The organism is Paenibacillus sp. Paensp38 (assembly GCF_059491915.1).
The window spans coordinates 5,533,586-5,546,945 of sequence record NZ_CP168516.1 but is presented as its reverse complement, the minus strand read 5'-3'; the positions used below and the strand labels follow the sequence as shown (position 1 = coordinate 5,546,945).

Genomic DNA, 13,360 nt, shown 5'->3' with positions numbered 1-13,360 from the left:
TGTACATGAGCCCCTTATTTCTTCCCACTTTTTTATTAAAATGTTGATAAAAAAATCCAAAGAAAAGCTTTATACAAAACACAATGATGCTGGGTTGACACTTACTTTTTTTCGTGCAAGAATAAACTAACGAACGTTAGGTAGGTGACAATAATGGGAATGGAAGAGATTCGAAAGGCCGCTCTTTTTCAATTTGCCACCAATGGGTATGAAGGAGCATCCTTGAGCAGTATTGCCGCTGAGGTCGGTATCCGAAAACCGTCTATATACGCGCATTTCCAAGGCAAAGAGGATCTGTTCCTACAGGTAGCGAGGTATGCTTTTCAAGAGCAGAATCTACGTATTTTCGAGTACTTTACGGAACGTAAAGATCAGCCGCTTAAGCATACCCTGCATGACTTCTTGTTTTGGATGGGACAGGAATATGAGAGCAACGACTCAGCCAAGTTTATGCTTCGCTTTTCCTTCTTTCCGCCTGTATCGTTGTATAACGAGGTGCTGGATATTGTTAATCCTTTTCTGGACAAAATGGAGCGAAAATTAACTCGTCACCTCCGTAATGCACGGGATCGGGAACCCTTTGGGCATATGGAGCCAGTGGATGTGGCTTTAGCCTTTATGACACTGGTGGACGGAGTCATGGTGGAGCTCCTGTACAGTGGAAGCGTCAACTACCACCGAAGACTGGACGCTGCATGGCCTATTTTTTGGCGTGGGATTACGTTAACCTCACCTCATGAAGCATGAAGCCGTCGAACTTATAAAATTTATTTTTGAGGAGAATATTCATCATGAATCGCAGTTGGATTTACGTCTTTGTTGGCGGCCTGATTGAGGTCGTATGGGTATCGGGTTTGAAGCATGCGGATTCTATACTCGCCTGGGCTGTAACCGTGCTGGCTGTGGTGGCCAGCTTTTATTTGATCATGAAGGCTGCGAAGCGTTTGCCTGTAGGCACGGTATATGCTGTATTTACTGGACTAGGGACAGGGGGAACGGTCGTAGGCGAAATGCTGCTATTCGGGGAACCGTTTCAATGGTCCAAAACGCTGTTAATCGCCCTTTTGCTGGCAGGTGTGGTCGGCCTGAAGTTAGTTACCGACCGTGATGTTCAGGAAGGGAGTGGCGCATAATGGCTTGGATTGCTTTGGTTATCGCGGGATGCTCGGAAGTATTAGGAGTCATTGGTATGAAGGGAGTTACGGTGGGCAAAGGCTGGAAGTCCTTAGTGCTTATGGTCTTATCCTTTGTTCTTAGCTTTTCCCTGCTCAGCTATGCCATGAAAAGTTTGCCTATGGGGACTTCCTATGCGGTATGGACAGGCATCGGAACGGTTGGTAGCACGATTACAGGCATGTTCTTGTACGGTGAACAAAAAAGCGTACTGCGTGTCTTATTCATCGCCATGATTCTTGCCGCAGCATTGGGATTAAAGCTAATATCTTAGCATAAGCGAATGGCACCAAATGCTGCAAATTGCTGATCTTAAAGGAGTGATGCCTTGTGATTACCACCGTAACGCTTAACGCGGCTGTGGATAAAATCTACACAGTTGCAGGCTTCGGTTTGAATGCCGTCCACCGCATTGAAGGCGGCCTGACGGTACCGGGCGGCAAGGGCGTGAATGCCGCCCGCGTCATTCGCACACTAGGCGAGCCAGTACGAGCAACCGGGTTTGCTGCCGGACACACCGGACGGCTGCTCATTGACGGGTTGAGCGCGGAAGGCGTAAGCGCCGATTTCATTGAAACGGCACATGGGGAGACCCGTCTCGCCATTACCGTGCTCGACCCGTCCGCGCGCACGCAGACCGAGCTGATTGAGAGCGGACCGACCGTTGGGCCGCTTGAATTAGCCGCACTGCGGCGCAAAATCGAGACCCTTGCCGAGGATTCGGCTTGGGTCGTATTCTCCGGCAGCCTGCCACCCGGCTGCCCGCCCGATCTATACGCCGAGCTGTGCACGCTAGCGAAGGCGCGCGGCGCGCGGGTGGCGCTGGACGCGAGCGGTGAGGCGCTGCGCTTGGGGATGCGCGGAAAGCCCGACCTCGTGAAGCCTAACGAGGACGAGGCCGCCCACTTCGCGGGGATCGACGCAGCGCGTCCGGATGCCGCTGAAGCGGCGGCAGCGAAGCTGCTGGACGCCGGAGCGCAGCTGGCCGTCATCTCGCTCGGCGCGAGCGGGGCGCTGGCGGTAACGCACAATGCGCGCTACCGCGTGAGCCTGCCAGACGCGGACATTGTCAGCGCGCTCGGCAGCGGTGACGCCATGGTCGCCGGCCTGGTCACCGGCGCGGCGACGGGGCTGGATCTCCCTGCCATGCTACGGCAGGGAGCGGCCTGCGGCACAGCGGCAGCTCTGCACGCCATGGCCGGGAAGATCGAGCTCCAGGACGTGAAGCGTCTGGAGCAAGGCATTACGGTGACGCTGTTGTAATTCAGCGTCACTTTTTTATTTCATCTACACATTCGCTCATTTTCATACCACAAACACAGTTGTTCCGATTCCGAATGTTCTATATTCCAACTATGCGCTTTTCCGATTTACAATCCATCCAACCCTCGGGACGCCCGAATTGCAGGCGGTATAAATGGTGCAGGCTGTCTGGCCTTTATGCTATTTTTGATCGGTGTTCCCTTTGCTTTGAGCGGGGTGTTCGCTGTATTGAAGTATTTCCTCTAACAAGGATTGGGTCACATACTGGTAATGAAATTTATCGCCATATAAATGGCCAAGCCTAAAATAATCAGTGCCGATATTTTGTTGAGCACAGTCCCAAACTTCCCTTCTGAATCCATACGTCCCACGAGACGCCCCGCCGTTGCCAGACCGATAAACCATATCCAAGATACGGACACGGCGGCTAGACCAAAGGCCCAGCGTTCCCCGCCGTCATATTGAAGGGAGCTGGTTCCAATTACGCCAACCGTGTCCAGTATGGCATGTGGATTCAATAGCGATACCGAAGCGGCAAAAATCATCTGTTGTTTCGGCCGCATCGCCTGACTTTCTCCCGAGGAAGCTGCCTTCGATCTCCATAAAGTCCAGGCCATATACAGCAGAAACAAACAGCCCGCCGCATAGAGTACGTTCGTGAGCCATAGAAATTGCTGCAAAATAAGAGATACGCCCCCAACCGCAAGCGTAATCAGGATTGTGTCACAGACACCCGCTGTTATGACAGCAGGCAATGCATTGCGAAACCGCGACTGGCACGCCCCTTGATTAAACACAAATACATTTTGTACCCCCAAAGGCAAAATCAAACCCAGCGCCAATAAAAGGGCATGGATAATAGCTTCCAGCATAAATATATTCCCCCAAATTTAACCCATTATATTTCTCTGGTATTTTCTCTCCTAAATAGTCCCTGAACAGGAAGCTTGTACGTTCCTAATCCTCTTGCATTTCCTTTAAATTCTTCACGCTCTGCGTGGTCTGTTTTATACTATGCTTCAACTGCTCTATAGCAAGCTGGTAGTCCTGCGGATTGTTCATATTGAACACTGCCTTATGCCACATGTCTTCACTCACTCCCGGCAAATCTTCTACTGTCGCATAACGAACGTTCAGCTTGTCCAACCAATCGGTGAGACGAAGCCGTCCACTACGCAAACATTCCTCGGCAGACGGTAGCACGCTCCGATGGTATACAGCCAGCAACGGGTGTATACGTCCATTCATAGAAGGTATCACTGCTTGCAATGCTGGTTCCCTCGTTCCTTGCAACTCCGTCCACTTCTTAGTTACAGCGAGCAGATCATGTAGCACCTTTGGCTGTACAAAAGGCATATCACAAGCGACAACCATCCCCCACTCCGTAGTAGATGCAGATAATCCTGCATGGATACCACTCAAGGGCCCCATACCCCGAAAAACATCAGACACAGTTTCCATACCACTCAGGCCATATCCTTGGTTGTCACGAGTGACTACTACAACCCGCTGGGCCGCCTGCTGCAATGTAGTATACATCCGTTCAAGCATAGTGGCTCCATCAATCTCAAGCAGAGCCTTATCCTGTCCCATTCGTCTGGAACGTCCTCCTGCGACGATAATACCAGTCACTTTCACAAATATGCCCTCCTTTTTTTCTGAAAACAATTGCAAATGTGCATCATGAACTTTTTGAACAAAATTTAATTATTACATAATTGTTAATTAATTGGTTTGTTAACCCTTTCAACACATGATACATTGGAATAAAGAACCTCCCACAGATCGGCATCGATGCGCAGTTCTCTATCGGGCTAAGAAAGGAATGGCTTGTCTTGCAAAAGAGAGAAATTCAAGAGACTCCTCTATATTCCTTAAAACTGTATAATTTTTTTCTATATGGAGCTATGGTCATTTTCTCCAGCTTCTTCCCGTTGTATCTGCAAGATATCGGCATGGACAAGCTGGAGATCGGGAGTCTGATGGCCATCGGACCTTTTGTATCCGTATTCGCGAACCCTTTTTGGGGCTATACAAGCGACCGAAGCCGTAACCTCCGACGTATTCTGCTATTTATGATTATAGGTACATTGTTATTGTTGCAAGCTTTATTTCATGTCCATACGTATATCATGATTTATGTGTCGATGATTGGTTTTTATTTTTTCCAAAGCCCTTTATTTGCGCAAAGCAACAGTCTAATTCTCAGCTATATTGAGGGCACAGACCGGAAATTTGGTGCATTCCGTATATGGGGCTCCTTCGGCTGGGCTGTGACAGCAGCAGTTGCCGGCATCGTAATTGACCAAACGGGGATATCCAGCATATCCACCATCTTTACGGTACTTCTTCTAGCTGCATTGATCTGCACCTTGTCGATTCCACCACTGAAAAGCACTGTGGAGACAGCAACCATTCATTTGCGTGGCTTTGGCAGTGTTTTAATGAACGGATACTTTATATCCTTTATTTTATTGGGGATCCTTGTATCCATCCCGAATTCGATCAACAGCGCCTTTATGTCCCTGTACATCACCGAGCTGGGTGGGTCCAAACAGATGCTTGGTTTTGCTGTTTTTATGTCATCGGTATTCGAAATTATTGTATTTTTGCTGTTTGATCGCTTCTTGAAGAAAAGAATGACCGTAATGGTCGGCTGTTTGGCACTCGTCAGTTTGCTGTTTGCCTTACGTTGGGAACTGATGGCTCTGGCCACAGACCCGATTCAGATCGTGTTTATTCAGGCACTTCATTGCGTCACCTTCGGTGGATACTTCTATGTAGGCACCCAGTTGACCGTCCTATTTACCCCTGCAGCATACCGATCATCCGGACAGGCCGTATATACCTTGACCTGGAGTGGTATATCCGGTATCGTAGCAGGTTTTGCGGGAGGTTGGCTATTCCAGAACTTTGGTGGAGAAATGATGTACCATGCAGGGGTGTTCTTCGCCCTACTTGGATCTGCGGGATTCGCTATCATGTGGTATATGCTGTACAAGAACGGTTATCAGCCAGGACTGCCAGCGGGCACAAACGAATAGAAGAAGTCCCTTAACAACACTAGAGGAATGAGGTATCCTCTCTTCCCTTCTGGCTTGTTAGCAAAGACAATAGAGTATCGTCAAGTCAATGATCATGTATAAAGAGTGTGCATGACGTAAAATAAAGGAGTCTGCCGACGGCAGACTCCTTTTCAACTTGGTCGCACGAAGCTACCATCTCTCCCACACTTTCCAACAGCCTATTGCTTAGGCAATTGGAAAGAGCTTTTCAACGATACAACACGGTTAAATACAGGCTCACCCGGTTTGGAAAGCTTCGGATCGACACTGAAATAACCATGTCGGAAAAATTGGAACTTGTCCTGTGATTGAGCTTCTTTCATGTTCGGCTCGACATAGCCATGAGCAATTTCCAATGAGTTCGGATTCAATTGGTCAAGGAATGTTTTTTCTGATGCATCCTCTTCAATCTCATCCGTGTCCTCTGCGTTAATCAAAGGCTCATACAAACGGAATTCGGCAGGAACCGCTTGAGTAGCCTCTACCCAGTGAATCGTGCCTTTCACTTTACGTCCCGTAAAGCCTGATCCGCTCTTGGTTTCTACATCATAGGTACAGTGGATTTCCGTTACATTTCCGTCTGCGTCCTTAATCACATCGTTGCATTTAATGAAGTAAGCATGCTTGAGACGTACTTCATTACCAGGGAACAAACGGAAGTATTTGCTCGGCGGATTCTCCATGAAGTCCTCACGCTCGATATAAATTTCCCGGGAAAACGGAATTTGGCGTGTACCGAGTTCCGGATTTTCCGCATTATTTTCCGCCTCCAGCATTTCAACTTGTCCTTCAGGATAGTTTGTGATAACCACCTTCAACGGATCTATGACTGCCATGGTGCGAGGTGCCTTAAGCTTCAAATCCTCACGTACAAAATGCTCCAGCACCTGCAAATCAATGACTCCGTAGGCTTTGGAAATACCTGTCTCATATACGAAGCTGCGGATGGCCTCCGGTGTATAGCCGCGACGACGTAAACCGGAAATCGTCGGCATACGAGGATCATCCCAACCATCTACGTGCTTTTCATCGACCAGAAGCTTGAGCTTACGTTTGCTGGTTACGGTTTGAGCCAGGTTCAGCCGTCCAAATTCGTATTGGTGCGGTACCTTTTCCATTTCACATTCAGCTACAACCCAATCATACAGCGGGCGTTGATCTTCGAATTCCAGCGAACAGAGCGAGTGCGTTACTCCCTCAATCGCATCTTCCAGCGGATGAGCATAGGAGTACATTGGATAGATACACCATGTGTCGCCTGTATTGTGATGTGCTGTGTGTGAAATACGGTAAATAATCGGATCACGTAAATTAATGTTTCCCGAAGCCATATCAATTTTGGCACGCAGCACCTTTTCACCATTTTGGTATTTGCCTGCACGCATCTCTTCAAACAGCTTCAGATTATCTTCCACACTGCGATCCCGATAAGGACTATTTTGCCCCGGTTCGGTCAGTGTGCCACGAGTTTCACGGATTTGGTCCGCGCTTTGATCATCCACATAAGCTTTACCCTTTTGGATCAGCAGGATGGCACGCTTGTACATTTCTTCGAAATAATTGGAGGCAAAATGTTTTTCCTCCCATTCATAACCGAGCCACTTCACGTCCTCCTGAATGGAGTTCACGTATTCCGTGTCTTCCTTCGCCGGATTGGTGTCGTCAAAACGCAGATTGGTGCGTCCTCCGAATTCATCTCCCAACGAGAAATTGATCCAGATAGCTTTGGCATGTCCAATATGCAAATATCCGTTAGGTTCAGGCGGAAATCGTGTAACAACCTCCTTTACCTTACCCGTACGTAGATCCTCTTCAATAACATTTTTAATAAAATTGGGGGGAGTGATCGGCTTCTCCACGCTAATCAACCTTTCTTCCGTATAATCTGTGTAAAACATGTTCCCTTAAATATACCCTTTCACACCGCATAACTCAATAAAATGAAAATCCTTATGCTCTCTTCAGCAAAAAAAGTGACAAGTTATGAAAAAGAGTTAACATTTTCGGCAAATAAATTCGTTATAGTGTATATATCTTTTATTTTGCCCGGAAAAGGAGACCCACCCGTGTTTAAGCTGCTCATTGTGATCCTGCTGTCTATGCTTTTGTCCTCTTCCGTCATGACTTCCGGCCATCCTTCACCGGACCCGGTGAACGGAACTGTACAATCTCGTCCACTAGCCAGCGCTTCAGAAGACTCATCCGTCCGCTTATATGCTGTTAGTCCGTCACAGGGATTATTCCATTCAGCTGTATTGGAAATCGGCCAACAACGCCACACATTCCGATGGTCGGGCTCGGCAGATATCTCCACCGCACCACAATTATATTATAGGGATGTGAATGGGGATGGTGTGCGTGAAGCCGTCGTGGTCCTCACGCGTGCCTCGGGAACGGGTGTCGAATTGCAGGAGTTGCATATTGTTAACGCACGGACGATGGAAGAATATGCAGTCGAATCGGCAGCAGATGCTGTGTCCCAGCGCGTTCACAGCTCAGTGGAGCCACGTGACCACAACCGCCAGGTTCATATTGCTGTCACGATTGACGGTGTCACACACACGATGGACCCTAAAGCATCAGTATTTTACGATGATCCAGCCCAATTTACAAAGCATCTCGATTTTAGCTCTGTCGTAATGTATGATGCCGAACAGCTTCCTCTGCAAGCCACTGTATCTGGCAGTGTATCCCCAACCGAATTTGTAGGGGATTTGGATCTGAGATATGTATACGAGCATGAACGGTTCCGGGTGGGACCTATTGAATTTGAAGCTTCCTCTCCCTTTTGACGACTCTCGCAGAATAAGGTAGCATGGGATTAAATGCTAGACTGGCTGGTTTAGCGATTTTCCGAGTGAAAGAGGGGATCAATCATGTTTACATATGCGTTGGACGAACGCACAGTCCTTCGGCCGCTCACCAAGGAGCATGTGCAGCCTCTGTTTGAGCTGATCGAAATGTCCCGTGACCGCCTGCGTCAATGGCTTCCATGGGTAGACTCTACCACGGAAATCAGCCACACAGAGCAGTTCGTGCAGGACGCCTTGAAACAAGCCGCAGAGAACGGTAGTCTGACCGCCGGAATTTGGATAGACAACGAGCTTGCTGGCATCATCAGCTACCATGAGATCAATTGGACTCACCGCTCCGTTAGCATCGGATACTGGCTTGGACACGGGTACGAAGGACAAGGTCTAATGACCAGCGCCTGCCGCGTATTCGTTGAATATGCTTTGATGGAGCTGGACTTGCATCGGGTCGAAATCCGCTCTGCAACGACGAACCGCCGTAGCCGCGGTATTCCGGAACGTTTGGGCTTTGTGCTCGAAGGCATTGTACGCGAAGCGGAATTGCTGCCCGACGGCTACATGAACCACGCAGTGTACGGTATGCTCCAAAATGAATGGAAGCAACTTCGGTAATATTGTATTGTACAGCAACGCCGCAGACCTGAGCAGGTCTGCGGCGTTGTTGGTTTAGGCCGGGCATACAACCGAATTGCTGTCTGTAGCCTCCCGCCTATTTTAAGAAATAGGCCATTAACACATCATCTACGAATTGGCCTGCTATGTAAAACTCCTCATGCAAACGTCCTTCAATCGCGAAACCACTTTTTTCATAAAACATAAGGGCTTCCGTGTTGCATGAGAGTACACGCAAACTCAACTTACGTATGCCCTCCGCAGCTGCAATATCCTTCATGGAGTTCATGAGTGCCGTCCCAATGCCTTTGCGATGATAAGCTGGATGTACAGCTATATTTATTTCGAGTACATGACAATTACTAGCCAACAGCGTTGGAGGACGAAATCCAATATACCCGCAGAGTACTTCCTGTTCGATGGCGACCAGTTGAGAGCCTGGAGGCGTATTACGCAGAAACTCCCCGCGCGACTTCCAGGACAGCGAGGCGGGAGCCGTGCGTTCATTCCATACCAATTCATCCAGCGCAATCAGATCAGGAGCATCCTTCATCTCCGAATGACGTATCGTCAAGAGTTGACTTGTAAACAATTCCTTTCAATCCTTCCTGTGAAGGCTTTCCTGAAGCAATAACTACAATCATCCGTCACTTATTGTACCATAATTACAGCATAATACTGCATTTTTATTAGGACTTAAGAACTGGGAACATCCGCCTTGGACGTCATAGTATTCAAAGTATCCGAATGATGCCGGTAACGGTTCAACCAGCTATGCAGGACGAAAAACAGGATCGACAACACCGCTACGCCTGATGCCAGCCAAAGTGTAGGCGGTAACCCACCACCATCATACAACTTCCCCATAATATAAGGCCCCATTACCCGTCCGGCTGCGCCAATGCCCCCCACAAGCCCAATGTAAAAGGGTGCACCCCGACCTCCATGATCAGACAGGAATGCTGGAACCGCAGGTGCAATCAGCATTTCTCCCAGGGTCGCCAGAACCATAGCGAATATCATTCCAGTATAGTTCTGTGTGCCCAGCATGACAATATAAGCCGCCAAATAAAATCCTCCGGCCCATGTCATTTGCGTTGAAGCGTGATGAGCGTACTGTCGTTTTATCCAAAAAATAATGGGTTGTGCGGCAAAAATAAGGATACCATTCAGTGTCCATAGTAATCCATACATCGTTTTAGGCAAGCCCTGCTCAATAATATGGGGAGACACTCCTGTATTCCAGATCGAATTGCCGAACCATAAAAAAAGTGAGCCTAACCCCACAAAGAGATACAATCTGGTATCACGAAACAGCAGACGAGCTGGTATTTCCTCTCTTTTCTTCACAGACTTGCTGAGCTGTACTTCTCCCTCTTCCCGATCCACCCTGCTTAGATAAGACCAGAAGAATCCGGCAAATACCGCAGAAGTCATTCCGTTCATCACAAAGCTGAGCTGATAGGAAAGGTCAGCCAGCACGCCACTCAATCCCGTACCCACTGCAACCCCAATATTGTTAGCGACATAAATAATATTAAACAGCTCTCCGCGACGGTCAGCGAAACGAAAACCTACAAACGCCTGAATCGCAGGCACAGATACGACATTAAAAAAGCCGATAAAGCCCATCATGATGACAAACGCCACCCAATGACCGCTGGTAAATGGAAGCGCGAGAAGTCCCAGCGCGTTCATCGCGAGTGAGCCAACAATCAGCTTCTTGGCTCCAATACGGTGATAGAGGGCTCCGCCCAACACTTGACCAAAAATTCCGCCCAGAGACTGCACTAAAATCGCAATTCCTGCATCTCCCATACTACGGTTTAGCTCGTCAAACACATACATGCTAACCAACGGCCACATCAGGGAACTTCCAGCAGAATTAATCAGGCTGGCAATGAGAAACACTTTCACTTCTTTCGGATAAGACTCCAACCATTTCATATCTTTTGTTTCTCCTTTTGCATCTGACGCCATAAAAGGCATAATCTCATTGGCGCTTCACATTCACCACCGTTGAGAAGAAAGTAGCCCCCTGTCCCATATCCGACAGCCGATCAGAGGTTAACACATTGACACGCTGTCTGCGTCCTTTGCCTTCCCACCATAATCCCTGACTAATCACTGTACCGGACAGCATCAGATCGGTGACTTTGGCTTTCAGCTCATACGTCCCCCGATCATTCCATACGGTAACCGGCTCCCCGTCCGCGATGCCTCTTGTCTGAGCATCCTCCGGGTGAATTTGTAGCAAGGGCTCCCGCTCCAGTCGCTGATGCTTGGGCAAGTTAGCGAAAGTAGAATTCAGAAAATTATGGTTTGGCGGTGAAATAAACATTAATGGATACCGCTCGTCCGCTTGCGGTCGGTGCTCTCCGTCGTACCCTTCAATCAGCGGCACATAAGAAGGCATCGCGGGCAGACCTGCTTGTTTCATTTTTTCCGAATATAGCTCAATCTTGCCTGAAGGCGTGGTTAAACGATCCAAATAAGTGGCCTTTGGCGTCATATCAAGCTTTACAAAAGGTGACTTCTTTAAGGATTCCAAGGTCACACCGTTGAGATAAGGGTTCGTTGGATTATCAAGCGCGCCTGCGATCATCTCCTCTTCACTTTCCGTAAAGGCAGCTTCATCAAAGCCCATTGCCCGTCCGAGCAGGCTAAACAGCTCATAATTGCTTTTGCTTTCCCCAAGCGGATCAATGACGGGCTGCTGCATTTGGATATAGTGGTGCCAGTACGATTTGTATAGATCTGTTCCTTCAAAAGAAGACGCGGCAGGCAGCACAATATCTGCATAGCGGGCCGTATCGGTTAGGAATAGGTCATGAACGACTGTGAACAAATCCTCTCGTTCAAATCCTTTAGTCACCCGTTCCGAATCGGGGGCTACAACTACCGGATTACTGCAATATACGAATAACGCCTTAATCGGCTGTTCCTTCTGTAGCAGCGCTTCTCCGATCCGGTTCATGTTAATCATCCGGGCATCCGGGTTCTGTCGCAGATCAGGACGCTCCAGATGGGCGCTGTTAATCTTGGCATAAGCGCCGTTGGAGCGTGACGCTCCCCCGCCGTGCTTCAGCCATTGTCCAGTGAGCGCAGGCAAGCATGTAACCGCACGTACGTTCATACCGCCATTATCATGATGCTGAAGCCCATTACCGATATTGATATACGCTGCTCTTGCAGTTCCGTACATTTCCGCCAAACGGATAATATCCGCTTCCGGCACGCCGGTAATCCGCGAAACTCGCTCTGGTGTATAGGTCTTAACATGCTCGTGCAGTTCCTCATGACCTACTGTGTAGCGATGTAAAAATTCGTCGTCCGTCAGTCCTTGAGCGAACAGTACATTCATAACACCCAGCGCGAGCGCTGTATCCGTCCCCGGATATAACGGAATGAACCAATCCCCCCATTGCGCCGTCCGGTTACGATGAACGTCAATAACGACCACCTTAGCACCTTTTTTACGTGCTTTCTCAGCCAAAACGACCTGATGCATGTTGGTGCTAATGACATTACCACCCCACACAATAATGAGGTCTGCATCCTCCGTGTCCTCCGGGCTGGTGCCGCCCTTAAAACCCATAACGGACGCCCAGCCTTCATTCCCAGCCACGCTGCAAATCGTCTGATCCAGTTGGCTTGAACCCAGCGCATTAAAAAATCGGCGATCCATTCCATCCACACTCAATACGCCCATATTGCCATAAAAGCTGTAGGGGAGAATAGATTCCGGTCCGTCCGTACGGATCAGCTCCTTGAACCGACCTGTAATGGTATTGACCGCCTCCTCCCAGCTAATTCGTTCAAACTTCCCTTCTCCTTTGGGGCCTATACGCTTCAACGGATAGAGCACCCGATCAGGATCATATACCCGCTCCGTCATATTGCGAACTTTGTTACAAATAGCCCCTTTGGTAATGGGATGATCTGGGTTTCCAGTCACCTTGATTATCTTTCCTTTTTCCTTGTGAAGCAGGAGCCCACACGTATCCGGGCAATCTAACGGGCATACAGCCGGAAAAATACCGTCCTGCTGCTCCGTCATCCGCTGTCCCCCTTGTAAGTCTTGTTGAAGCGTGGCCTCACGAGGCGCGCTATTGCGATGATCCATAGTGTTGATGCTCCTTTCCGTTACCGTTTCCAAAAATTACACTGATCTTATCATATCCACAGCTTTGGCCTATGGCAAGAGAAGGATTTTCCCACACAGCCGCTCTCCAAAATATTAAAAAAATCCGTCTGCTGCATAGAGCAAAACGGATTTTTTAAGAATTATAATTTTTTTCAACATCCTGTTTCATCATATCTTACTGAGGGTAAAAAAGATCAAGGCATCATGGACGAGAGCACACTCATCCTCCATGCCAAATCATGGACCACTCCCAAAAAAATCCGCCATGACAGGTTTCGTTCCCCCGG

13 protein-coding genes are annotated in these 13,360 nt (G+C 48.6%); 7 read left to right on the top strand and 6 right to left on the bottom strand.

Annotated elements, in window-relative coordinates; translation table 11 throughout:
- Positions 1-153 precede the first annotated feature (153 nt).
- The 4 genes from ACEN8J_RS24640 to ACEN8J_RS24625 are packed head-to-tail and all read left to right on the top strand — an operon-like array spanning position 154 to position 2,436.
- The gene (locus tag ACEN8J_RS24640) at positions 154-747 is read left to right on the top strand and encodes a TetR/AcrR family transcriptional regulator (protein ID WP_069010026.1); all 594 of its coding nucleotides are present in this window, start codon (positions 154-156) and stop codon (positions 745-747) included.
- Positions 748-791: 44 nt separating this feature from the next.
- A complete protein-coding gene (locus tag ACEN8J_RS24635) occupies positions 792-1,133 on the top strand; it encodes a DMT family transporter (protein ID WP_013312354.1) in 342 nt (113 codons plus the stop codon).
- Positions 1,133-1,447, top strand: a complete 315-nt coding sequence (locus tag ACEN8J_RS24630) for a DMT family transporter (RefSeq protein WP_013312355.1) — start codon at positions 1,133-1,135, stop codon at positions 1,445-1,447. Before ACEN8J_RS24635 ends, ACEN8J_RS24630 begins: the two co-directional genes overlap by 1 nt.
- 56 nt (positions 1,448-1,503) lie before the next feature.
- Complete coding sequence (locus ACEN8J_RS24625; RefSeq protein WP_495594091.1) at positions 1,504-2,436, top strand: 1-phosphofructokinase family hexose kinase; 933 nt, start codon at positions 1,504-1,506, stop codon at positions 2,434-2,436.
- A 257-nt stretch (positions 2,437-2,693) separates the two neighbouring features.
- On the opposite strand, the gene ACEN8J_RS24620 is transcribed toward ACEN8J_RS24625, so the two are convergent.
- Complete coding sequence (locus ACEN8J_RS24620; protein WP_069010028.1) at positions 2,694-3,308, bottom strand: LysE/ArgO family amino acid transporter; 615 nt, start codon at positions 3,306-3,308, stop codon at positions 2,694-2,696.
- 85 nt (positions 3,309-3,393) lie between these two features.
- Positions 3,394-4,074: a molybdenum cofactor guanylyltransferase gene (gene mobA, locus ACEN8J_RS24615; RefSeq protein ID WP_069010029.1), complete on the bottom strand. Its 681-nt coding sequence runs from the start codon at positions 4,072-4,074 to the stop codon at positions 3,394-3,396.
- A 197-nt stretch (positions 4,075-4,271) separates the two neighbouring features.
- On the opposite strand from mobA, the gene ACEN8J_RS24610 reads away from it, so the two are divergent.
- Positions 4,272-5,480, top strand: a complete 1,209-nt coding sequence (locus tag ACEN8J_RS24610; RefSeq protein WP_039271596.1) for an MFS transporter — start codon at positions 4,272-4,274, stop codon at positions 5,478-5,480.
- 200 nt (positions 5,481-5,680) lie between these two features.
- On the opposite strand, the gene ACEN8J_RS24605 is transcribed toward ACEN8J_RS24610, so the two are convergent.
- Positions 5,681-7,399: a glutamine--tRNA ligase/YqeY domain fusion protein gene (locus ACEN8J_RS24605; protein ID WP_495594090.1), complete on the bottom strand. Its 1,719-nt coding sequence runs from the start codon at positions 7,397-7,399 to the stop codon at positions 5,681-5,683.
- Between the two features lie 168 nt (positions 7,400-7,567).
- On the opposite strand from ACEN8J_RS24605, the gene ACEN8J_RS24600 reads away from it, so the two are divergent.
- Together ACEN8J_RS24600 and ACEN8J_RS24595 are read left to right on the top strand one after the other, a co-directional pair.
- Positions 7,568-8,293 (top strand): copper amine oxidase, encoded by a 726-nt coding sequence (locus ACEN8J_RS24600; protein ID WP_069010030.1) that lies wholly within the window; start codon positions 7,568-7,570, stop codon positions 8,291-8,293.
- A gap of 84 nt (positions 8,294-8,377) precedes the next feature.
- Positions 8,378-8,926, top strand: coding sequence for a GNAT family N-acetyltransferase (locus ACEN8J_RS24595; protein WP_342434587.1), 549 nt, complete (start codon positions 8,378-8,380; stop codon positions 8,924-8,926).
- A 97-nt stretch (positions 8,927-9,023) separates the two neighbouring features.
- On the opposite strand, the gene ACEN8J_RS24590 is transcribed toward ACEN8J_RS24595, so the two are convergent.
- The 3 genes from ACEN8J_RS24590 to ACEN8J_RS24580 form a co-directional block, all read right to left on the bottom strand.
- The gene (locus tag ACEN8J_RS24590; protein WP_069010031.1) at positions 9,024-9,518 is read right to left on the bottom strand and encodes a GNAT family N-acetyltransferase; all 495 of its coding nucleotides are present in this window, start codon (positions 9,516-9,518) and stop codon (positions 9,024-9,026) included.
- Positions 9,519-9,622: 104 nt separating this feature from the next.
- Complete coding sequence (locus ACEN8J_RS24585; protein WP_342434588.1) at positions 9,623-10,873, bottom strand: MFS transporter; 1,251 nt, start codon at positions 10,871-10,873, stop codon at positions 9,623-9,625.
- Positions 10,874-10,919: 46 nt separating this feature from the next.
- On the bottom strand, positions 10,920-13,052 hold the full coding sequence (locus tag ACEN8J_RS24580) for a molybdopterin-containing oxidoreductase family protein (RefSeq protein ID WP_495594089.1): 2,133 nt from the start codon (positions 13,050-13,052) through the stop codon (positions 10,920-10,922).
- Between the last annotated feature and the right edge of the window lie 308 nt (positions 13,053-13,360).